The organism is Stenotrophomonas rhizophila (assembly GCF_001704155.1).
GTDB classification, from domain to species: domain Bacteria; phylum Pseudomonadota; class Gammaproteobacteria; order Xanthomonadales; family Xanthomonadaceae; genus Stenotrophomonas; species Stenotrophomonas rhizophila_A.
Genome location: NZ_CP016294.1, coordinates 2,203,857 through 2,224,268, shown reverse-complemented (window position 1 = coordinate 2,224,268; position 20,412 = coordinate 2,203,857). Strand labels below are relative to the sequence as shown.

Sequence of the window (20,412 nt, the reverse complement as noted above, 5' to 3'; positions counted from 1 at the left end):
GATTCCAGACAGCAAAAGAACCGCCGCGAACAGTGGATCCAAACGCCGCGCGCAACGCCTATCTAGCCGAAATACGTCTGCGGCGAGCAGCGGCTGAAACGGAGGCAAAGAGCGCACGCGCCGCCGAACAGGGTGTGAAGTCTGCCGAGATGAGGTGCATTGGAGGCACCCTCTTCCGCCGGATTCCAGGCGGCTGGGAGAACGTGCCTAACCGGCAGTGCTAACGACCGTGGCCAGCAGCGCTAGGTGACCAACGTAGTACCCGTAGAACGCCCAACGCGTGCGCGGGACTCGTGTGGCGCAAGGGATGACAACAGCGGCAACAGGAACAGCTGCGAGCGCCCACAGATTGCCATTAAACAGGCAGATCGCCGCGAAAGCAGGGACCAGCAACCATGGATGCCGGTGGCGAAACGCCGCCCAGCTCAGCACCACGAATGCTACGCCGGCCCACTGGTAGTCCACGAACACCGGCATCGCACCCGCCGCAAACGCGGCCGTCAACCAATACCGGCTGCTGAGTGCGTAAATCACCGTTGCCGAGAGCGCGAACGTAAGGAGGATGTTCAACGGCAACCAGTACCCGAATGCGAAGGCGTGCACCGGCTGGGCGATCACTCCCCATACCACTAGCCGCCTAATGGACTTGGCCACGTCTGCTCCCGGCTGCGCGAGGTTGTAGGCCATAACCCCTGCGAACAACGGGAACGCCAGACGCCCTACTTCGCTGAGTCCAGGCACTTCGCCGCTATAGATGATCTTGCCTGCGTGATCGAGCGTCATAAACACGACCGCCAGCCACTTGAGGGCCTCGCGCGCGCCGCTGGTCATCACATTTCCCTCGTAGTGGATGCTGCCTTGGTTTCCGTGACATAGGGCTTGGACTCAGGGAACGAGCCGAGCGAGCGCGTTTGCTTCGTAAGCACACTACCCGTCAGTCCCATCGGCTCACCCTGCCCTACGATTTGCTGCGGCTGAGCAGGCTGCTGGGGCTGCATCTGTGGCCGGTTGTCGCGTCGCTCACGATACGGGTTGTAGACCGGCCCGTAGCGCGCCAGCGTCCGGCACTCGGGTTGACTAATGTCGTAAGAGGTGCCCTGTTCCGTGATGCACGTGCAACTGCCAGCTTGCTTCTTGCCATCCCCGTCCAATCCCTCCATGGACGACATGCAGACCAGCAGCGGATCCGCCGTCGCGTTGCGATCATCGAACACAGGTGCCGTCCAGGGCATGGTGGCGATCCGGGGCAGGTGGTCCTTGGCGTACTCCGAGGCTGACTGCCAGCGAGGTTGATGCGGCTTTGCATCGGACTGACCGGCGGACACAGGGGGCGCATCGGCTGACGCCGATTGCGCCCCCTCTGAGGACGACGTGGCGGCCATCGCGGACGGCTTGAGCATTTCGTATGCGAGATAGGCGAGAAGGACGGCAGCGACAGCCAGCGCCGGGAGCGCCATCACCTTCCATGGAATGCGCGGCTTGATCGTGTGGATCTCCGCCGACTTGTACTGCCCGAAGATCTGTGACGGCAGAAGGCGGGTGGTCCGCTGGGCAAGATCCCGCTTCGCCGACGACTTGATTTCCTCGTTCAGTTCGCCCCAGCGAAACACATCGATCATCTTGGTGCCGAAGCGACGCACCACGTGCGAGTGGGTGCCGATCAAACCCCGGACGAATGGATACAGCTGGTTAGGCTGCTGCGTAGTCCACACAAAGTCCAGGCCGCGATGCCGGTGTTCGGCAAGGTCAAGAACGTGCTTGGGCGTCTGCTGGCGGGTGGCGTCGTGCAGGTGCCCGAACCATTTCCACGCTTCGTCAACGAAGATGATCGCGCCGTTCGGAACGATGTACTCCCCTGCCCCATCCTTCTCGTTCCAGCGACGCGGATCGTCCAGCGTGGTTGCCAAGCCGTCCTGCAGGCCGTCGATGCCGCACGCATAGATCGCGCGCTCGCCGCGCTGCGTCTCTTCCACAAGGCGCTCCATCATGAGCGCAGTTTTGCCATTGCCGGGCTGGCCGGTGTAGAGCTCGATTGGCACGTCAGTTCCTCCGAACCAGCACGGCGCGTGCAGCGTTCACAGCGAACTTCGTGGCGACAGCAGAAACGATCATCGTGCAGGCCTGATCGAAGCGCATCAGCCCGGCATAGGCGATCAGCACCGCGCCCCACTCTCCGCCCGGCGTGCCGCCGCCGATGTGCTGCTGCATGTTCTCAATCCACGGTTCCACGGCGAACTCATGAGTCGCCCAGGCGATGCCGAGCCACGCCATGGCGGCCACAAGCCACGTCCCGAGTTGGGAGCGGAACAGCCATGCGATACCGGACAACAACGAGCTGATCAAGATGGGCATCAGGCGTCCTTAGTGGCAACGATGCGCAGAGATGCGAGGGCCGCAAGGCCCATCACGAAATACGACCCGAGGCTAAGCCAGTTGCACAGCGGCGCTGGGTCGAACTGGATGGTGGCGCCCATGACGTCAATGGCCGGAATCGCGGGGCAAGAACCGCCGCCCCAGCCGTATCCGGACGTGTCGGGTTGGGTGGGCTGGCCGGTCTGGCCGCCCTGCCATGCACCACTGCCCGGCAAGGTAGTGCCAGGGTCAACGGTGCCACCCGTTCCGGTCAGTGCGTTTCGGATGGCAACGAGGTCCGGGTTGCTCCCAGTGCCGGTACCGGTGGAGGCAGCGAGCTTTTCGGTGGCACACGCCGTCCGCCACTGCATCAAAAGGCTGTTGTATTCCATGGCGTCGCACTTCTCGCCCGTGCAGATCGGTGGGGTGCTGCACATGCCGCCCGCGATGGTGCGGTTCTTGCGCGTGTTGCAGTCAATGCGCCATTGGATTCGCGCTTGGCCGCACATAACAGGTGATCCGCTACACGTAGGCGGCTGCGTGCAGTTGTCGCCACCCGTAAATTCTTCGGCAGGCGTCTCGCCGGGTTCGCCGGGCTCACCGGGCTCGCCCTCCTCCTCATCGGGGGTGCCGTTTTCATCAGCGTCCTTCTTGCACGTTCCGTCCTTGCCACGGGCCTCACCCTTCGCGCACTGGCCGTCGCCCGGAAGGCACTTACCATCGGGGGATTTAATCTGCCCGGCCGGGCATTCGTTTTCCTTGTTCTTGCACGTGCCGTCCGCTTGCTGGACCTTGCCTGCCGGGCATGGCTCTGGCTTGCACTCGCCGAGCGAATTCGTGGGACTTCCGTCAGGGCATTTGCCATCGTCGGGTTCACAGGACGACATACCCTGATTCCACGAATAGCCGCTGCCGAACTGTGCTTTGCACTTCTGGTCGTCGTAGTCGTTACAGGTGCCAGGTATCGATGAGTACTTGCCGGTGAAATACCCGTCACCTGTGCTGAACCACGCCTGCCTGCAACCGGCGTTGCACGTGACAGATCCGTTTCGTGGCTTTCCGCCAGTAAGGTTGGTGTACGGGCCGTTCCAGTCAGGGCGTTTCTCGCACGTGAGGTCCTTGGGATAAGAGCGCGAGCGCGTTTCCCACTGAGGACCGGGGCTTGAACAGGGGGTCACATAGGCCGTGTAAACGCCAGCGCCAAGGTTTGGAGCAACGCCCGCGCACCAGGTGCCGGGGCTTGATGAATTCGAATAAGCAGCCTGTGCATTTGCAGTAGCCCATGCAGCCTGATTGGCCGCGCCCTGATCTGGGCAAGAGCTGCTGTAGATCGTTCTGGAATGAGAACACGTGGCATCCTGTGCGTGCGCGCGGCCAATTCCGAACGATGCAAGCAGTAACGCCACGATGATATATGCAGCGCGTCGGGCGACTGCGGATGCGAACACGCGCGCCAGCCAACGCATTAGTCGAACTCCACGAAGATGATCGCGCAGGCAACACACCACGCCCCAAGCCAGATCCACCCTTCCATCGCACGCCCCACAGTGTCCAGGTACTACAGAAAAGACCGGGGGGAGGGAGTCGGCCCTGCCCCCCGGTGGCCGTTACATGGCGCGACGCACCCACTTGTAGACCTTGATACCGACGAGGATCGTCAGCACGGCACCGCCGATGGCGGCGATGGGCGCGGCCGCGCCGTTGATGGCCGAAACCACGTCACCCACGTCCACACCACCACCGCCCGAGGCGAAGGCCGGTGCCGATGCCAGGGCGGCAGCGGAAACGGTGGCGACTGCGGCGGTCTTCCCCTTCAGGGCGGTCAGGAACTTCTTCATTGCTGTGTCCTCCTAGGACTGTTGGATTTTTTTGCGAATGAGCCGGAAGGTGTACGCCACAGCCCACAGGAGCGCGATCTTTGCCCCTATCAACTGCGCATCCTCAATGGGCAGGTCCGGCAGCAAACCCGGTTGAGGAATCCACATCACGGCCGTGCAGGTCCCCGTGGCCGTGTCCAGGTCAGATTCAAGGCACGCGGGGATCAGCACGGCCATGGTTTTACGCCCGGCCCGGCGCCGGAGACGGCGTCAGCAGGCGAACGCGACGACCGAATTCAAGGCCGCCGAATTTGTTGTTCTGCAACGAGGTCGGACACAGCTCGTAAGTACCGACCTTGTAGGGCTGCTGGTCGTCGTCCAGACCGATGGTGAACGGCAGCGGGAAGTCGTTTTCACGAATGACAGCTGCCTTCTGTTCGCGGAAATTGACAGCGGCTTTGCCGTCGCGTGCGGGGAAGCTGCGGGTGGTGAACGTTTCGGCGAGGATCTGAACTTTCATAGTGGGATTACCTTCCAAGCGATGGTCCGGCCGAATGCAAAGGTGACTCTCCATGGGGACGGCCAGAACTCCCCGGTGAGCTTGTCGAAATACCCGCCCTGGCACTTACGGATGTCGGCCTCAGTGCCGAGCGCATCACGTGCCGAGATGGGCGACTTCCACCACCGCAGTTCGCGGCGGGATTCTTCGTTGAGTCCACCGCAGCCATGTGTGCGGAAACCCTTGGGAAATTCACCAGCGGTGATATTGGTGAACTTGGAGGCGTACTTGGCCATGTATCCAACGGCGTTACGCGCCAGTTCGAACTTGCTCGAGCCGTGCGGCCACCAGCCTCGCGTATCGACCCGACCAAACCACATGCCCTGCGGAACCCACACTAGGAGGTGGTAGTGGGGCCATCCGCGTTGGGTGAGCTCGCCCACCCAGAGGTAACGGAACACCTGACCCGCGAGCCGTCTGAGCCGAGCGACAGTTCGATTGAAGTGGCCGCGCATGCGCTTAAGTAGCTCGCTAACGTCACGAGGGCCGCTACGGCTTCCGTCTCGGTAGGTGAGCGTGACCATGTACCACGCGCCACGGCGCGATCCTTTCTTCGCTTCTTGATCATGAAGGCGTGCACTCGTAATGACGGACTTCCGCATCCGCTGCGCCCGCTGTAAAAGCGGATCAATTTCGATGGAGAGACGACCGGTCTTCAACGCGGTGTCACTTGTTTTGTAATGGACAAGCCCAAGGGCCAGCGCTTCGCGCTGGCCCTCAGGGGTCAGCGCGAGCGGCGCTGCTTTCATGTATTCCGACAGGGACGCGCCAGAGGCGCGCTTGTGGCGCGAGACGCTTTCAGAGGCCATCTCGGTGCGGCGTGCGGCAGCCTGCATCTGACCCACTGACACATCAAACGCGACCAGCTGGGCGCTCGGCGGCGGCGGCATCGCGTCCAGGCGGATGCGTGCGTTCTTGCTGGTGCAAGCAACGCACAGCCGACCGGGGAACAGGTAGACCGTGGATTCGCCGCAGAAGGAGCAGCAGGCGTCAGTCACGGCGGATATCCGCCGACGCGCGGGCAACGAAAGCAGCGTCACGAATCACGCGGGTTTTGTCTTCCTCGCGGCGGTCCAGTACCCACGCCCCAAGTCGCGCCAGACCGATCAGCACGCAGGCCGCTGCTACGACGGCTACGGTGAACATCAGACCTTCCATGCCCTGCCCCTTGCCCCTAGCCCCTAGAAGACCCGCCAGCGGTCTAGGGGAGCTGCTGGCGGGTGTGTCTAGCGCTGCTAAGACACGGGCGCATGTATAGTTCCGCTGAGACACCACTGTCAAGGGGTACTAAGACGTGACCGCCACCAACGAACTGCTCGACGCCGTGCGGACTGCCGCAAACATCCCGTCCGACAACGTTTTGAGCCAAAAACTGGGGATCACTCGCGCCGTCGTGAGCGCGTGGAGAAAGGAGCTATACCCGGTACCGGATGAGCGAATTGCGCAGCTCTGCACCATGGCAAAGCTCGATGGGCCGACCTGGGCGGCACGAATCCATGCCGAACGGGCTCAGTCCCCGGTCGAGCGCGCCATGTGGAAATCGATGCTGGACAGGTTGAGCGCGGTCGCTGCGGTGATCGCGCTGGTGTGCGTCAGCGTGCCGGGGATCGCAAAGGCAAAACCCGTTGATATTCAAGGGTTTGCACGTTCCGACATCGCATATTCTGTATATTATGTAAGCCCCAAGCTGTGTTCGTAGGGAACGCGCATTGCACTCAAACGCTTCCAGCGATCCCCATGCTCGCCCCACGCCCTGGCTACTTCTCCTCTCCCGCAGGCGTGCGATCCAAGGGGCGTTTCCATGGCCAGAACCCCTCGACTTCCAGCACCACCGACCAGCTGAGGAAGGTGCGGATGATGACAAGCAGGCCCAGGGAAAGAATTGCGCGCATGGTGCTGTCCAGCGCAACCGTACGGATGATGTCCGCCGCCACCAGTATTTCCAGACCAAGCAACAGCGCCCGTCCGAGCCTGCGACGGAACCGTTCGTAGCTTTCCACGCGGTCCTTGTGGTGCACGGCCAAGGCGATCACGTAAACCGCTGTCGACACCACGATGGTCACGACGATCAGCGCGATCGCCAGCAACTCGATCGCCAGAGCCGACCATTCAACCCAATGGATCGCAGCCTCTTCGCTCAGCATGACAACGCTCCGGAAGGTCAGTGTTCCCATGGCAACTGGACGCCCTCAGCGAGCGCCAAATCGGCAAGCGTTGCAATCCAGCCGCAACTTGCGAGTGTCTAGCCTGAGGAGGTTCGGACAGGGCAACCAGCGTTTAAATACCTAGCCCGACCCAGTAAAATTACGTGGCCTGGCGGATGCTCGCGTCTGACGCTACAAAAGCGGAACAACGCCAGGAGCACGTTCACCCGCAAGCGCCTTCGCTTCCTGCCGGGCCTGCCGCGCGGAACCGGCGTCACCGCGCTTCCCATACAGCGCAGCCGCCAGCCAGGCGACGCGGTAATCGACAGCGGCGTAGGCATCCAATTCGCCGAGTACCGAAGTGGCCTGGTCCATCTGACCGGCATCCATCAGGATCCGGGCCCGCAACAGGTTGGCCCTGACCCGGTCATTGGGGCTGCCATCGCGATTGGCGATGGCCAGCGCAGCCTGCGCATCACGCAATGCCGCCGCGCGGTCGCCGAAGCGATGCTGCACGAACGCTCGGGCAAAGGCGTCCGCCGGGTCCGGTCGTGCGGCGGCACCGCCTGCACCTTCCGGCCGCAACCAGCGCGCTGCGTCTGTCGAGCTGGCCGCTGCCTGCACGGCAATGGCAGCAACGCTTGCATCCTGGCCCTCCGGTCGAGTGCCTGCATCGCCTGCCCAGCGCCCTGCCCCCACCACGTCGCCACGGGCCACAGCCAAGGCCATGCGCAGGCGCGTTACCGACGGGTCCTGCGCCGTGGTGGCCGCAAGCGCATCAACAGCGGCCGCGGCGTCGCCCAGTTTGCCAGTGGCCAGCGCGACGGTGGCGCGCGCGTTCTGGATCACGGCAATCAACTGCGGGTCTTCCAGCGCGCCGCGCAGCGCGTCGGTCCGCGCGAGGGTCGCCCGCGCCTGTGCGGGCTGCACCAGCTCCAGCTGCGCCATTGCTTTTGCCGCCAGGGTGGCCGCGAGGTAGTCATTGACCTGGAACCGCTCGAACACGTCGATGGCGCTGTCGAACTCCTGCAGCGCCTGCGGCCAATGGTTGCGCATGCCCTCCATGCGGCCCAGGTTGGCGCCGACCATCGCCGCGGAAACCACGTCGCCGGTGCGTCGCATGGCGATCCGTGCCTGGCCCAGATCGGCCACGGCGGCTTCCAGGTTGCCCTGCTGCACCTGGGCCACGCCGCGACCGTTGTAGGCGTTGCCGAGCAGACTGGTATCGCGGTTGCTGGCGTCGTCGGCCAGAACGGCCAGCGCCTGGCTGTAATGCGCTTGGGCCTGGTCCGGGTGACCCATGCGCAGCGCGACTCCGCCGAGCCCCATCAGCCCCTTGGCGCGCACGCCGGCGGGGGCGGCCGGCTGCGCCAGGGCGCGCTCGAACAGCCGCGCCGCGTCGGCCATGCGGCCAGCACGATATTCCAGCTGGCCTTCGCGCACCTGCAGCGCGGCGCTGTCCCGCAGCGATGCCGGCGTGGCCTGGATCTGTGCGCGCGCCGCGTCCAGCTGGCCGGCATCAAGCTCGGCGTCGATGCGACGCAGGCGCTCCTGCAGTGCGGTGGGCGCGGCGCGGTCGGGGGACGCACGCTGGATGCGGTGCAGCCAGGCATCGGTGGCCACGGCCATGGCCTGCAGGGGCGTATCCCCTACCGCCTCGATCGATACGTCGCTGCCGCTGTCGAGCACGCGCAACTGCACCCGCCACTGCGTGCCACTGCGCTGCGCGCTTGGCACGATCAACCAGCGTGCGTCGCTGCGTGCGAGCAGTTGTTTCAAGGTGTCGGTGTCCAGCGCCCCGCTCTCTGCCAGCCCTGCCCCCAGGTGCAGGGTCTGCTCGGTCGGGGTCACCTGCAGCGACGCGCCGCGCAGGCGGTCGGCGGCATACTCCATGGCCCCCAAGCGGACCCAGCTTGCATCGGCCTCATCTTCGGCCACCCGCACCGGCAGCACCGTTGCGCGCATCTGCGTTGCAGCCGTGGAAGCGGTGGATGATGGGGCCGGATGCATGATCCGCGCGGCGACGAAGCCCAGCAACACAACAGCGGCTGCAACGGCCAGCACGATCACCCAGCGTGAGATGCGGCGGCGCCGGGAGACGGAGCCCGCTTCAGGCTCAAGGGCAACCGCCACGGGCGCGGGCGCATCGGCGCTTTCGACATCGGCGATCGCCTCGGGCGCAGATGTCGATGTCACGGCCAGCGCGGCCGGATCAAGTTCTTCCACCTCGGCTACCCAGCGGTAGCCGAATCCGGGCACGGTGCGGATCATCGTCTGGCGGTCACCGGCGTCGTCCAGCGCCTTGCGCGCGCGGCGCATGGTCTGGGTGATCACGGTATCGCTCACGTCGGCACGTCCCCATACCGCCGACACCAGCTCATCACGGCCGACCGCGCGTTCGCGGTTGGCCACCAGATAGACCAGGCACTCCAGCGATTTGAGTGGCAACGGCAGCCGATGCCCGGCGCGGCTCAGTTCGCGTACGGCTGGGTCCAGCACGAACTCGCCAAATCGGTACCGGATAAGGCGCATCTACCTGGCCTGCCTCGTCTACGTGGGGGGATCCCCATCCTACGACAGCACACGCCGCCGATGCTCAGTCGATCCGCACATGGAACGCGTAGATGCGGCGGTTTCGGGTGGCCAGTTCCTGGCCGCATTCGAACATCAGCTCGCCCTGCCCTGCGGCAAGGCCGCGAAAGCGCCAGGTGTGGGGGCCGGCCACGCGGGCCGGCTCCCATTCGAGGTCGAGAACCGCTGCCGGCGTCGTCCTCAGCCAGCATCGGTAGCCGCTGGCTGAATGCGCTGGAAGGCGTACCTCCAGCGGTTGGCCGGGTGCCACTGTCACCACCTGGCCGTCATCGCCGTGGTCCAGCGCGATCACCGGCAACGCCATTGTTGCCGGTGCCACGCCACCCGTGGCGGGTGGCTGCACGCCTCCACTGCATCCCAGCAGCGCGCCAACCAGCAGCGCGGGAAGCGCACGCCGCTTCAATCAGTTCACCTTGACCAGCAGCCGCGCGCCGCTGGTTGCCTGGGTCGCACTCACCGCCAGGTAATAGCGGCCCTGCGCCGGGTTGAGCACGGTAATCGCCTGGTTCACCCCCGGGCGTGCGGACGCGCCCGCATTCTGGTTGGGCAGCGGGTCCATTTCATACCCCGCCAGCAGCTGCAGTTCGCCGCGACCGCCGTAGGTGGTGATCTCCAGCCGTGCCTTGCCGGGGGCGACGTCGATCACGTACAGATCGCGCTGGCCGGCGTCCATGGCCGGCAGCAGCATCGTGGTGCCGGGGCTGGTCGGGATGCCGTCGATCGGCAGGCCGAAGCTGCGCGCCCGCGCGACCGCCGCGGCCGCATCCAGCAGGCCGGCGCCGTTGGGCTGGGTCTGCTTGACCGGGAACGCGCGCGAGGTCGCCTTCAGCAGCCCCTCCACCTGCGAGGGCGTCAATGGCTGTGCGGCCACGCTCTGCATCAACGCCACCACGCCCACCACATGCGGCGTGGCCATCGACGTGCCGGTGTAACCGGCGTAGATGTCGCTGCCCGGTACCGTGGTGCCGTTGTTGAGGGTGGACCAGATGTAGCCGTTCGGGCTTCCCTCAGTGCCGGCGCCACCAGGCGCGGCCAGGTCGACGCCCGCACCATAGTTGGAATAGCTGGCGCGCTGGCCGGAATAGCCGGTGGCACCGACGGTGATCACGTTGGCGCAGCTGGCCGGCGCGTGGTCGGTGACGGGCGCGTTGTCGTTGCCCGCAGCCACCACGACGACGGTGCCAAGGCTCACTGCTGCGTTGATTGCCGCCTGGGTATCGGCTTCGCACGCGTGCGCACCGCCCAGGCTCATGTTGATCACTTCGGCCGGCGTGGTGTTGTCCGGCATGCCGTCGATGTGGCCACCGGCGGCCCAGACGATGGCGTCGTTGATGTCGGAGGTATAGCCGCCGCAGCGCCCCAGCACGCGTACCGGCAGGACCTTGGCGTTGTAGGCGATGCCCGCCCCGCCCACGTTGTTGTTGGTGACTTCGGCGATCGTGCCCGCCACATGGGTGCCGTGCCAGCTGCTGTTGCTGGCGGGCGAGCCGTCGCCGCATTCGTTGATCGCGCTGTAATCGCCGATATCCCAGCCGCCCGGCACGCGGCTGTCGTCGGCGCGGTGCGAGACGAACGCATCGGAAATGAAGTCGTAGCCCGGCAGCAGGTTCGCTTCCAGATCGGCATGGTGGGTGGCGCCGGTGTCGATCACCGCCACCACTACCCCGGCACCGGTGGCACCGGATTCCCATGCGGTGGTGACCCGTGCGCCGCCGGCGCCGGTGCCGTAATGCCACATCTGGTGGCTGCTCAGCACCGGGTCGTTGGGCACGGCTGCGGCGTGCATCAGGCGGTCCACCCGCACCGACGCCACGTTGGGGTCGGCGGCAATGGCGCGCATCAGGGTTTCGGCCTGGCTGCGGTCGAGCCGCTGCGAGGCGCGCACCACGTGCTGGCCACTGAAGGTGGCGCGCAGGCTCTTCACCTGCAGTGCGGCGCTGCCCTGCTGGCTCGTAAGGCGGGCGCCCAGCTGCGGGCGGGCACGGCTGGCAGCGGCGTCCAGCGAACGCTGGCGGGCCGCAGGCTGGGTGCGCTCGGCGGTGCCGGGCTTGTAGGTCACGATGAAACGAGGCGACAGCGTTGCATCTTCAATGGAGGCCAGGTCGACGGTGCCGGCGAAGGCGGGCGAGCAGGCAGCGGCCACCAGCAGGCTGAGAACGGAGCGACGGAAATGCATGGGTGGATTCCTGGTATGCGGAGTCTGGAAAGGGGAATTACAGGTCGACGCCGAAGCCGAGGCCGGCCGAGCGGTCGTCGCTGCTGAAGGCGCCACCGATGCTCATCGAAACGCGCTCGCTCAGGGCCTTGGAATAGCCCACCGACAGCGCGCTCTCGCCGTTCTGCCAGCCCACGCCGGCGGCCACGCGTCCACGTGGGCTGCGCGAATTGGCGGCGTTGATGGCCATGTTCATCATCGCGCTGCCCATCGCGCCCTGGCGGTCCAGGCGCTTGTCCTGGGCGTTCAGGCGCGCATTGACGTCATTGCGGAGCAGGTCGAAGCTGTCGTTGAGGCCCTGCAGTCGCGAATCGGCATAGGCATTGGCACGGGTGAGGGTCTGGGTGGCCGTGGTGTCGGTGTAGCTGTTGGCCGAGGCCAGCGTGGCCGCATCGGCGTCCTGCATCTGGGCGACGTTGGCCGCATCGTTGCCTGCGGTGCCGGCGGCCACCTGGGTGATGCGGCGCTGCTGGCTGGCATTGCCGACCGACACGGTGTTCTCCTGATCGGCCACGGCGCCCTGCCCCAATGCGACCGCACCGCTGGCGCTGGCATGGCTGTCGGCGCCCACGGCAACGGCGTTGTCGGCGCTGGCGTCGACCGTGGCATTGCTGCCGACCGCCACACTGTTGGCCGCACCGACGCGGGCACCGCTGCCCACCGCAGTGTCGTTCGGGTCTGCGGCGCTGGAGCCGGCGCCTACGGCCAGTCCATCGCCCGTGCCCATCGGCACCTCCGACGCCGTCGGAGCCGGTGCTGCCGCTGCGGTTTCCAGCACGGCCACGCGGCCCTGCAATCCGCTGAACGCGGCATCGATGGCATTGAACGTGGCGCCGGCGTTGGTATACGCCCCGCCCTGGAAGGCGAAGCTTGGCGCGCTGATGCCGCTGGCATTCACCGCCGCGCCGCCGCCGAGTGCGGTGGCCACGGTATCGAGTTGCGAGCCGATCGTGCCGCCCACATCGGCCACCACGGCATCGAGCTGACGCTTGTTCACGGCGTCGGTCGCGTCAACGGCATTGTCGACGTTGACCACGCGGCGTTCGGCACCGGCACTGCCGACCGACACCACGTTGTCCTGCTCGGCGGACGCATTCATGCCGATGGCCACGCTGTTGAGGCCGTACACGGTGGCGCCGCTGCCGATGGCCACGCTGCCGGCGGTTTCCACCACCGCGTAGCTGCCGATCGCCACGGCATCGTCGCCGCCAGCGTAGCTGTTGTAACCAGCCGCCACCGCGTAGTTGCCCGTGGCGAACGCATTGGTACCGGCGGCCACCGCCGATTCGCCCGCAGCGTAGGCATAGGTACCCAGCGCGGTAGCGGAATCTCCGCTGGCCTGGCTGCCCTCGCCCACCGCCGCGCTGGACACGCCCGATGCCTGTGCGTTGGAGCCCAGCGCCGTGCTGCCCATGCCGACCGCCTGCGCCGCGGTGCCCATGGCCAGTGCGGAGGTGTCCGACGCCAGCGCGCCGGTGCCGAAGGCGATGGCGTTGCTGGACTCGCCGCTCGAACCCGGTGCGGTCTTGGCATCCTGGCCGAACGCAATGTTGCCGGTGCCGGTGTAACCGTCGGCATACGCGTTTTCGCCGATGGCGATGTTGCGATGCCAGGTGGCGGTGGCCTGGTCGCCGAGCGCGATGCTGGCCACGCCGTAGGCCATGGTCTGCGTGCCGATGGCAATGGCGTCGGCATCGGCGGCCGTCGCTTCGCGACCTACTGCAACGCTGGACCGCCCGGCGGCCTGGGCAAAGAAGCCGCCGGCGAACGAACCGGACACCACCTTGGCATCGGTGCTGTCGTAGTTGCGGATCACGCTGGTCGGGCCGGGGTTCTCGGTGTCGCGGTCGCCGGTGCTGGCCGCCGGGCCCAGCGCGGTGGCGTAGTTGCCGAAGGCATAGGTGCCGCTGCCGAACGCGGCAGTGCCCAGGCTGGTGGCGAACGCCTTGCCGTAAGCATTGGAGATGTTGCCCGGACCACGCGGCGCACTGCCGAAGGCCTGCCCCCAGTCCAGCCAACCGCCTACCGCCACCGAGCCGGTGCCCAGCGCGTAGGACATGTAACCCAACGCACTGGAATACGGGCTGTAGGCGATGGAGGTGTAGCCGATGGCGGTGCCATTGGTGCGAACCGACTGCGCGCCGGCACCGATGACGGTGGAATTCTGGTCGGGCAGCCAGTTGGGGCTGAAGGGGGTATAGAGCGTGTCGCCCCCGGTGGCCGCACCGGCGCCGATCACCACGTTGTTGTTGCCCTTGGAGGTGGCGCCATTGCCGATGGCGATGGAGTTGACCGCCGACTCGACCGCGGTGAGCTGCGCGAAGCTCCCGCCCCAGTCGCTGACGAAACTGGTCTGGTTGCCCTTGTCGCCGGTGACCGTAGCACCGTTGCCGAGGGCGATGGAGCCGTTGCCGTTGACGGTGGCATTGTTGCCCATCGCAATCGAATTCTGTGCCGGCGTTTCGTTGCGGGTCTCGATCTTGGTGATGACGCCGCTGGCGTCCTGGCTGACCGTTACGCTGCCGTTGATGGCGCGCACCCGGCTGCCGGTACCCAGCGCGATGTTGTTGCTGCCGTTCGCCAGGGCGCCACTGCCCATTGCCACGGAGTTGACGCTGCTCCCGGACGGGGTGGTGGCGACCGTGGTGCTGGACTGCTGCTGCGGGCTGCCCTGGGTGTAGAGCGAGGTGGTCGTGGTTGCCGCACCCGAATGCACCGCGCCGGCCTGGTTGCCGATCGCCACGCTGCCATCGCTGACGGTGACCGCGCGCACCCCTATGGCAGTGCTGTTGGCGCCAAGCGCCTGGGCAGCAGCGCCCACGGCGGTAGCGTTCACGCCCTTGCCCCAGGTGACTTCGTTGGCGTCGACCAGGCCATCGCCGTCCAGGTCGACCCAGCTGCCCAGCGCGGTGCTGCCCGTGCCGCTGGCGTTGGCGCCGGTGCCACAGGCCAGTGCCTGGTCGCCGGTTGCGGTGCTGTCGAGCGGCAGGGGAGCGCCACTGGCATCCACCAGCTGGCAGTTCACGCCGGCGTAGGCCGGCAGGGTGAGGACGGACAGGAGCGCAGCGGTCAGCGCTTTGCGATGCAGGGTGCGTGAGGTCGGAAGCATGGGCGGGCTCTGGGTGAGAAGCCACTAGAACGCCCCATCCGCTGTCGCCGTGCATGACGCCGTCGTGACATTGACGCCAAAATTGATGTCATTGAGGTGACATGGGTGACATTGTGGTGAAATCTGCAGCTACCGGCGGTCGATCCCGGCTCGCGTGATGCGTCACACAAATAGGCGGGAACCGCAGGTCAGGGGCTGATCTCGTCACGTTGCCGGTCGATCTGGAGCAGCACATCGGCCTTGCCCTCTTCCGCCGGCATCCGCCGGACCAGGTTCCGCAGCATCTGCAGGTCCTGAAGCCAGCCCAGCCCATCACTGGTCCTGTGCAGTGCCTTCGCCCTCCCGTTGCTGGCAACGCGGCCCTTGGCATGCCCGCCGAACGCGCCGAGCGCCTGCCCGGCATCGAGTTGCATGCGCAGTCGTCGCACACGTCTTCGCCAACGGTGGATGGCTTCGGCGTCACCGTCCGAAGCCGCGCGGGAGGCGGCCCGCTTCACCCGTCGCTCGCTGCGTGCGAGCGCGGCCCGAACGTGCCGCCGTCGCAGGCGCTCCCATGGCTGGGCCTCAAGCCGCTGCAGAACGCGCTCGATCGTCCTGCGCCTGCGCGCAAATTGGGGGTCGACGGCCGCGGCGCGCTGCAGAATGCCCGAGCGCCTCTGCTCAAGCGTGCCCACCACCCCCGCCCACGCGGGACCGGGGTGCAAGGCCTGAAGCCGTTTGGCCGCCTCGACCACCACATGCGCATCCCGAAGCGCTGAAAGGCTTTTGCCGAGCCGTCGGAGCGAGCGATCCTCCCGCTCGAGCTCGAACTCATCCTCATCCAGCAGCGCCAGCACCGCCCGCATGCGCCGGATGGCCTTGCGTGCCGCATGGATGCCTTCGTTCTGGTCGCCGGGGGCAGCCAACGCCGCCATCACACGGGCGCCATCCTGCGCCAGGAGCTCCCGCGCTACCGCACCAGGTGCATCTGCCAGCATGGGTGACTCCGCGCCATGACGTCGCCCTGAGTGTATCGAATCCGCTCAGCCCGGCCCCGGCGTGTCGGGCTTCTCAGGATCCAGCTGGGCATCCAGGACACGTTCGACAAACGCCACCGCATTGCGCAGCACCTCGTCGAAGTCGACCGCTTCGGCCACATCCGGCTGGATCCAGCGCTGGTCCCTCAACGCGACCACAAACACGAAGGCGGGCTTCCCCTGGGGCTGCCACGCGGTTACATGGAAATCCTGTCCACGATACGACGCATCCAGCGTGGCACTGGCGACAGTGGCCTGCCCGGCCTGCCGCGACGCGTCGCCCCATACGTCGCCTGCCTGGGCTGCCTGCTCCGGATCCCGCACCTCCGCGCCGAAGCGCACCAGCCGGGCGGCTGGCAGGCGGCTGTACCTGCCGGAAGACACATCGGAGATGCCGCACAGCGCGGTCGGGCGCGGGCCGCGCACCTGCACCAGGCCAGCGGAGGAACGATTGGAAGTCAGTCTGGACATCGGGCCTGCCCCACTAGCGATCACCTGACCAAAGTCTGGCGGTGGGCCCGTTCCGGCGCATCAGTAAAGCCGCGGGGACATCGTGCGTACTCTTACTTAACAGCAACGATGACGCGTGCGCGAACATCCATTGCCGCCCGGCACGCTCAGTAAATCTACTGGCCCGTTCTTCCACGCGCTTTTCATGCGCCCGGTACAACCCTGTGCGGAGCCCGGTTCACGCCGCGAGGAATGCCCCATGCTGCCCGCCCTGCTCCGACGTATCGCCGTCCAGCTGTTCGACAATGGCGTGCTGCGGCTGATTTTCGAGAACACGCGCAACATGGCGGTGTCCTCGCTGATCACTGCCGCCGGGCTGGAGGTCGTTCGCGCGGGGCCGGGCGACCTCGACCTGGTCAACCCCACCGTGGCCGGCTACGTGGTGGTCACGATCGGGGTCAGCCTGCTGCTTCTGAACCTTTGCGACGGGCTGTGGCGGTTAAGCCGCATGAAGTCGCACCTGGTCCTGCAGATCCTGCTGTGCGGCGCCTACGCCTTCATTTTCTGGCGCGTGGTGTATCTGGTGCTGTACTTCAAAGCAGGCGGTGGGATGAGCATGAACACCGGTGGCTGATCCGCTCAGCGCTCGTCCTTGAAGATCTTGCCGTCCTTCATGATCACGTTGAAGTTGGCATCCGGGTTGGTGATGACGTTGATGTCGGCCAGCGGATCGCCTTCGACCAGCAGCAGGTCCGCCAGCGCCCCCTCCTCCACCACCCCCACGCGCCCGGCATAAGGGCTGCGTTTGCCCGACAACGCCAGCAGCTCGGCGTTGGTGCCGGTGGCCATCACCAGCGCTTCGGCCGGCGTGTACCAGCGTGTCAGGCTGGCCAGAATGCGGTTCTGCTGCGAGGCCAACGCACTGGAAAACAGTACGTCGGTGCCGAAGGCGGTTTTGAGCTTGTACTTGATGGCGAAGCGGTAGGTCTGGTCGGTGCCGGCGAACACTTCCTGCGCCTTTTCCCATTGCTCCGATCCTTTCGGGAAGGCGTTGGCCAGCTCCGGCGGGAACGGCTGCGTGCTGAGCCAGGTGCCGGTATCGCGGATGCGGCGGGCGGTGGCGTCGTCCATCAGGCTGCCGTGCTCGATGCACTTCACCCCGGCACGGATGGCGCGCTGGATCGCTTCCGGGGTGTAGGCGTGCACCGTCACGTAGGTGCCCCAGTCGGTGGCTGCTTCCACCGCCGCGCGGACTTCCGGTTCGGTGAAGGTCACCACGTCCAGCGGGCTGTGCGGGGAAGAGACGCCGCCGCCGGCGGTGAGCTTGATCTGGCTGGCGCCGCGCATCAGCTGCTCACGCACCCGCACCCGCAGCTCGTCCGGCGTATCGGCAATGGCGCTGTCACCGAGTACGTCATGCCGCGAGCCGGGCTGGCCCACGGTGCGCGGCAGGTCGGAGGCCTCACGGAAATCGCCGTGGCCGCTGGTCACGGTGATCATCGCGCCAGAGGGCCAGATGCGCGGCCCGTCGGCGTGGCCGGCATCGATCGCTGCTTTCAGGCCCCACACCGCGCCGCCAACGTCACGCACGGTCGTGAAGCCGCGCAGCAGCGTCTTGCGGGACTCTGCCCCGGCCACGATGTTGATGTAACCCGTATCGGCCGTCATCAACGTCTGGATCGGAATGCCGGCGAACATACTGTGCCAGTGCATGTCGATAAGCCCGGGCATGAGCGTGCGGCCGCGCCCGTCGATGCGCCGCGCGCCGGGCGCGTCGATCGCACCGGCCGAGATGCGCGCGATGGTGTTGCCCTGCACCAGCACGTTGTTGGGTGCGGAAAGTCGGCCGTGTGTGCCGTCGAAGATGCGCACGTTGGTGAACAGCGTGGCGGCAGGTGCCACGCCGGTCGCCGGCGGCGCGGAAGCATCGCCCTCCGGTGCCGGCTGCAATGCCGAATGCGCCCCTGCCGACGCGGCCAGGCCGATCGAAACCAAGGCACCCAGAATCCGGACAGTCAGTCGTTGCGACATGGCACTGCGCCCCCGTGGCGGTTGTTGCGCTGGTATAGGAGCGGACACGTTAGGGCCATGTGTTTGCGGAAAATACTGGTGCGGGTTTCACTGCTGCATAACCATGCCGGGCGGGTAATTGGACGGTCTCCCAGGAGTGGCCTGTCATGACCGTGTTCTCCCGACTTGGCAAGGACCCCGGCTCCATCGGCGTGGCAATGAAGTCCAGCTGGCAGCGCCTGTTGATCGTGGGCGTGCTGTTGCTGGTGCTGGGCGCGTTCGGCATTTACGCCTCCTCCTTCATGGTCCGCACCATGACGGTACTGGTGGCCGGCCTGCTGGTGATTGCCGGTGCGTTGCAGCTGACCGAGGCCTTCCTGCTGCACGGCCTGCCCAGTTTTGCGATGACCATCCTGCTGGGTGCGGCGCAGATCATCGGTGGCGTGGCCATCTACACGCACCCCGAGTGGGCCGCGTACGCCGTGGCGACCACGGTGGCCGCAGTACTGGTGGTGCAGGCCATCGCGAAGATCAGCCTGGCATTACGGTTTGCACCGGGCGGCAAGCGCTGGATCTCCCTGGTGTCGGGGCTGGTAGCGCTGGTGGCCGCGGTGGTGTGCGTGAGCGGCGTGGCCTGGGCCGGGCGCGCCTCCGCGTCCTGGGGCGTGGGGTTGGCACTGCTGGCCATGGGCGTGGCGTACATCGCCATCGCCCTCCTGTTCCGCCAGGACCGGGATCCTGCGGCCTCCCCTGCGCGGCGCTAGAACGCGCCTTCCAGATAGGTGTAGATGTAGTTGGAGCCGCCATCGACGGTGCCCAGCATCTGCGCCGAACCGAAGATGCCGGAACGGTGCGATACCCCGAAGCCAAAGTACAGCTCGTGCCAGCGCTCGCTGCCGAAGATGTCGCCCAGGCTCACATCGATGCTGGGATCCAGGTAGTTCAGCACCTTGGACGTGTTGCGCTCGCGGCGTGCCTGCGACTGCACTTCCGCATACGGCACGCGTTCGGCGTAGGACACGCCGAAACCAAAGCCAAGCCGCGTCTTGACCCGGTGCGACCACGGGAAGCCGTAATAGAAGCCCTTCATGTAGGCATCGATCTGCCAAGAATCCGGCTGGTGCCCCTTCTCGTCGTGGCGCAGCACGCCCACGTAGCCGACCAGGTCGAGCGGCCAGCCGTTGAGGCCTGACACGAAGGGGCGGCCCACGTGTACGCCCCAGATGTCGGTGGGATCGTCATCGTTGAGGCTGACGCAGCTGAAGGTCATGATCTTGACCAGGTGGCAGCCGTCGTCCGAATCGCGCCCGTAGAACACCTTTACGTAGGTGGGGGTGCCCTCCTTGTCCCAGCGCACCTGGCCATTGCCGAAGTCGTAGGCGGCGCCGACCATCGCGCCCCACTGCATGTCACTGTCCACCAGCGGGCTGTTGCGGATGGTGCTGGAATAGCGCTTGGCGAACACGCCGCCGACCAGGCTCCAGTTCTGCAGGATGCGGTAGCGCCCGTACAGGCCGGCGGTGATGTCCAACCCGCTGCCGGCCGAATACTCGGTGCGCTCCGGAGTCACTTCATAGGGCTCCACGCCGAAGTAATAGTCGTTGAGCTTGGCACTGCGCCAGCCCAGCGTAAGCACCGGCTGCAGCGCCCAGCGGTCGCCGCGCAGCGTATACCCGTACCCGGCGCGCACTTCGGTGCCGTTTGAATTATTGGAGATGTCCTGGCGGACCGTGAAATCCAGCGCGTGGTTGTCGTGCTTGAAGTAATAACGCGCGCCGATGTCGGCCTCGCTGTTGCGGGTTTCCATGCCCTCGAGGATGTCGGGGGTTTCGTCTTCCGGGTAGCCTTCCAGCCGCCGTTCGACGAACAGTTCCAGGCCCTGGTCCTCGCGCGGGGTGAAGCGCACGCCGGCCGCGTTGGAGCGCAGGAAGAAGCGCTCGCCCTCGTACAGGTACAGCGGCATGATATCGACCCGGTCGTCGGCGCCCTTGTACGGTGACGATTCGATCCTGCCGAGGAAGCCCAGCCCGGCGCTGCCGGGCTCTTCCAGGATGGTGCCGAGCATGGCGTCCTGCGCGACCACCGGGCCGGCGGCGGCCAGTGCACTGACCAGCAGCACTCTTCGTAGTCTGCGCGTAGCCATGACGT

General features: G+C 66.2%; 21 protein-coding genes. 3 read left to right on the top strand and 18 right to left on the bottom strand.

Features of this window, described 5'->3' with window-relative positions; translation table 11 throughout:
- Positions 1-207: 207 nt before the first annotated feature.
- The 9 genes from BAY15_RS10030 to BAY15_RS19150 all read right to left on the bottom strand — a co-directional run bounded on the left by BAY15_RS10030 (position 208) and on the right by BAY15_RS19150 (position 5,874).
- A complete protein-coding gene (locus BAY15_RS10030) occupies positions 208-831 on the bottom strand; it encodes a TraX family protein (protein WP_068851943.1) in 624 nt (207 codons plus the stop codon).
- Positions 831-2,039: a zonular occludens toxin domain-containing protein gene (locus BAY15_RS10025; RefSeq protein WP_068851941.1), complete on the bottom strand. Its 1,209-nt coding sequence runs from the start codon at positions 2,037-2,039 to the stop codon at positions 831-833. The genes BAY15_RS10030 and BAY15_RS10025 overlap by 1 nt, the downstream gene beginning before the upstream one ends.
- A gap of 1 nt (position 2,040) precedes the next feature.
- The gene (locus tag BAY15_RS10020) at positions 2,041-2,352 is read right to left on the bottom strand and encodes a DUF2523 family protein (protein WP_068851938.1); all 312 of its coding nucleotides are present in this window, start codon (positions 2,350-2,352) and stop codon (positions 2,041-2,043) included.
- Positions 2,352-3,818 (bottom strand): hypothetical protein, encoded by a 1,467-nt coding sequence (locus BAY15_RS19155; protein ID WP_068851935.1) that lies wholly within the window; start codon positions 3,816-3,818, stop codon positions 2,352-2,354. The genes BAY15_RS10020 and BAY15_RS19155 overlap by 1 nt, the downstream gene beginning before the upstream one ends.
- A 141-nt stretch (positions 3,819-3,959) precedes the next feature.
- Positions 3,960-4,190 carry a major capsid protein gene (locus BAY15_RS10010; RefSeq protein ID WP_068851932.1) on the bottom strand — a complete coding sequence of 77 codons (231 nt, stop codon included), beginning with the start codon at positions 4,188-4,190 and terminating at the stop codon, positions 3,960-3,962.
- 12 nt (positions 4,191-4,202) lie between these two features.
- Positions 4,203-4,406, bottom strand: coding sequence for a hypothetical protein (locus tag BAY15_RS10005; RefSeq protein WP_068851929.1), 204 nt, complete (start codon positions 4,404-4,406; stop codon positions 4,203-4,205).
- Between the two features lie 4 nt (positions 4,407-4,410).
- The gene (locus tag BAY15_RS10000; RefSeq protein WP_068851926.1) at positions 4,411-4,689 is read right to left on the bottom strand and encodes a single-stranded DNA-binding protein; all 279 of its coding nucleotides are present in this window, start codon (positions 4,687-4,689) and stop codon (positions 4,411-4,413) included.
- Positions 4,686-5,618 carry a rolling circle replication-associated protein gene (locus BAY15_RS09995; RefSeq protein WP_208856140.1) on the bottom strand — a complete coding sequence of 311 codons (933 nt, stop codon included), beginning with the start codon at positions 5,616-5,618 and terminating at the stop codon, positions 4,686-4,688. The genes BAY15_RS10000 and BAY15_RS09995 overlap by 4 nt, the downstream gene beginning before the upstream one ends.
- A 100-nt stretch (positions 5,619-5,718) precedes the next feature.
- The gene (locus tag BAY15_RS19150; protein ID WP_157771717.1) at positions 5,719-5,874 is read right to left on the bottom strand and encodes a hypothetical protein; all 156 of its coding nucleotides are present in this window, start codon (positions 5,872-5,874) and stop codon (positions 5,719-5,721) included.
- A 148-nt stretch (positions 5,875-6,022) separates the two neighbouring features.
- Between BAY15_RS19150 and BAY15_RS09990 the strand changes: the two genes are divergently transcribed.
- Complete coding sequence (locus BAY15_RS09990) at positions 6,023-6,427, top strand: DUF3693 domain-containing protein (RefSeq protein WP_068851920.1); 405 nt, start codon at positions 6,023-6,025, stop codon at positions 6,425-6,427.
- A gap of 58 nt (positions 6,428-6,485) precedes the next feature.
- Here the strand turns inward: BAY15_RS09990 and BAY15_RS09985 are convergent, their stop codons facing one another.
- The 7 genes from BAY15_RS09985 to BAY15_RS09955 form a co-directional block, all read right to left on the bottom strand.
- Positions 6,486-6,872, bottom strand: a complete 387-nt coding sequence (locus BAY15_RS09985; protein ID WP_068854656.1) for a DUF1622 domain-containing protein — start codon at positions 6,870-6,872, stop codon at positions 6,486-6,488.
- A 192-nt stretch (positions 6,873-7,064) separates the two neighbouring features.
- Positions 7,065-9,404: a winged helix-turn-helix domain-containing protein gene (locus tag BAY15_RS09980; RefSeq protein WP_068851918.1), complete on the bottom strand. Its 2,340-nt coding sequence runs from the start codon at positions 9,402-9,404 to the stop codon at positions 7,065-7,067.
- A 64-nt stretch (positions 9,405-9,468) separates the two neighbouring features.
- The gene (locus tag BAY15_RS09975; RefSeq protein ID WP_157771716.1) at positions 9,469-9,867 is read right to left on the bottom strand and encodes a protease inhibitor I42 family protein; all 399 of its coding nucleotides are present in this window, start codon (positions 9,865-9,867) and stop codon (positions 9,469-9,471) included.
- The gene (locus BAY15_RS09970) at positions 9,868-11,640 is read right to left on the bottom strand and encodes a S8 family peptidase (protein WP_068851911.1); all 1,773 of its coding nucleotides are present in this window, start codon (positions 11,638-11,640) and stop codon (positions 9,868-9,870) included.
- Positions 11,641-11,677: 37 nt separating this feature from the next.
- On the bottom strand, positions 11,678-14,788 hold the full coding sequence (locus BAY15_RS09965) for a YadA-like family protein (protein ID WP_068851907.1): 3,111 nt from the start codon (positions 14,786-14,788) through the stop codon (positions 11,678-11,680).
- 188 nt (positions 14,789-14,976) lie between these two features.
- Positions 14,977-15,765 (bottom strand): CHAD domain-containing protein, encoded by a 789-nt coding sequence (locus BAY15_RS09960; protein WP_068851904.1) that lies wholly within the window; start codon positions 15,763-15,765, stop codon positions 14,977-14,979.
- 45 nt (positions 15,766-15,810) lie between these two features.
- Positions 15,811-16,275 carry a hypothetical protein gene (locus tag BAY15_RS09955; RefSeq protein ID WP_157771715.1) on the bottom strand — a complete coding sequence of 155 codons (465 nt, stop codon included), beginning with the start codon at positions 16,273-16,275 and terminating at the stop codon, positions 15,811-15,813.
- A gap of 238 nt (positions 16,276-16,513) precedes the next feature.
- Here BAY15_RS09955 and BAY15_RS09950 point away from each other — a divergent pair, with 238 nt between their 5' ends.
- Positions 16,514-16,888 (top strand): hypothetical protein, encoded by a 375-nt coding sequence (locus BAY15_RS09950; protein WP_068851898.1) that lies wholly within the window; start codon positions 16,514-16,516, stop codon positions 16,886-16,888.
- A gap of 5 nt (positions 16,889-16,893) precedes the next feature.
- Here BAY15_RS09950 and BAY15_RS09945 read toward each other — a convergent pair whose 3' ends face one another.
- Positions 16,894-18,285, bottom strand: a complete 1,392-nt coding sequence (locus BAY15_RS09945) for a metal-dependent hydrolase family protein (RefSeq protein ID WP_083214122.1) — start codon at positions 18,283-18,285, stop codon at positions 16,894-16,896.
- A 146-nt stretch (positions 18,286-18,431) separates the two neighbouring features.
- On the opposite strand from BAY15_RS09945, the gene BAY15_RS09940 reads away from it, so the two are divergent.
- On the top strand, positions 18,432-19,028 hold the full coding sequence (locus tag BAY15_RS09940; RefSeq protein WP_068851895.1) for a DUF308 domain-containing protein: 597 nt from the start codon (positions 18,432-18,434) through the stop codon (positions 19,026-19,028).
- Here the strand turns inward: BAY15_RS09940 and BAY15_RS09935 are convergent.
- A complete protein-coding gene (locus tag BAY15_RS09935; protein ID WP_068851892.1) occupies positions 19,025-20,407 on the bottom strand; it encodes a MipA/OmpV family protein in 1,383 nt (460 codons plus the stop codon). The two genes, BAY15_RS09940 and BAY15_RS09935, sit on opposite strands and share 4 nt — an antisense overlap.
- Between the last annotated feature and the right edge of the window lie 5 nt (positions 20,408-20,412).

Coding starts and splice junctions, on each gene's coding strand:
- BAY15_RS09985 (WP_068854656.1), bottom strand. CDS start 6,872: ATGCTGAGCGAAGAGGCTGCGATCCATTGGGTTGAATGGTCGGCTCTG.
- BAY15_RS09980 (WP_068851918.1), bottom strand. CDS start 9,404: ATGCGCCTTATCCGGTACCGATTTGGCGAGTTCGTGCTGGACCCAGCC.
- BAY15_RS09935 (WP_068851892.1), bottom strand. CDS start 20,407: ATGGCTACGCGCAGACTACGAAGAGTGCTGCTGGTCAGTGCACTGGCC.
- BAY15_RS09945 (WP_083214122.1), bottom strand. CDS start 18,285: ATGTCGCAACGACTGACTGTCCGGATTCTGGGTGCCTTGGTTTCGATC.
- BAY15_RS09995 (WP_208856140.1), bottom strand. CDS start 5,618: ATGCCGCCGCCGCCGAGCGCCCAGCTGGTCGCGTTTGATGTGTCAGTG.
- BAY15_RS10020 (WP_068851938.1), bottom strand. CDS start 2,352: ATGCCCATCTTGATCAGCTCGTTGTTGTCCGGTATCGCATGGCTGTTC.
- BAY15_RS10030 (WP_068851943.1), bottom strand. CDS start 831: ATGACCAGCGGCGCGCGCGAGGCCCTCAAGTGGCTGGCGGTCGTGTTT.
- BAY15_RS09950 (WP_068851898.1), top strand. CDS start 16,514: ATGCTGCCCGCCCTGCTCCGACGTATCGCCGTCCAGCTGTTCGACAAT.
- BAY15_RS10000 (WP_068851926.1), bottom strand. CDS start 4,689: ATGAAAGTTCAGATCCTCGCCGAAACGTTCACCACCCGCAGCTTCCCC.
- BAY15_RS09955 (WP_157771715.1), bottom strand. CDS start 16,275: ATGTCCAGACTGACTTCCAATCGTTCCTCCGCTGGCCTGGTGCAGGTG.
- BAY15_RS09940 (WP_068851895.1), top strand. CDS start 18,432: ATGACCGTGTTCTCCCGACTTGGCAAGGACCCCGGCTCCATCGGCGTG.
- BAY15_RS09965 (WP_068851907.1), bottom strand. CDS start 14,788: ATGCTTCCGACCTCACGCACCCTGCATCGCAAAGCGCTGACCGCTGCG.
- BAY15_RS10010 (WP_068851932.1), bottom strand. CDS start 4,190: ATGAAGAAGTTCCTGACCGCCCTGAAGGGGAAGACCGCCGCAGTCGCC.
- BAY15_RS09960 (WP_068851904.1), bottom strand. CDS start 15,765: ATGCTGGCAGATGCACCTGGTGCGGTAGCGCGGGAGCTCCTGGCGCAG.
- BAY15_RS09970 (WP_068851911.1), bottom strand. CDS start 11,640: ATGCATTTCCGTCGCTCCGTTCTCAGCCTGCTGGTGGCCGCTGCCTGC.
- BAY15_RS10005 (WP_068851929.1), bottom strand. CDS start 4,406: ATGGCCGTGCTGATCCCCGCGTGCCTTGAATCTGACCTGGACACGGCC.
- BAY15_RS19150 (WP_157771717.1), bottom strand. CDS start 5,874: ATGTTCACCGTAGCCGTCGTAGCAGCGGCCTGCGTGCTGATCGGTCTG.
- BAY15_RS19155 (WP_068851935.1), bottom strand. CDS start 3,818: ATGCGTTGGCTGGCGCGCGTGTTCGCATCCGCAGTCGCCCGACGCGCT.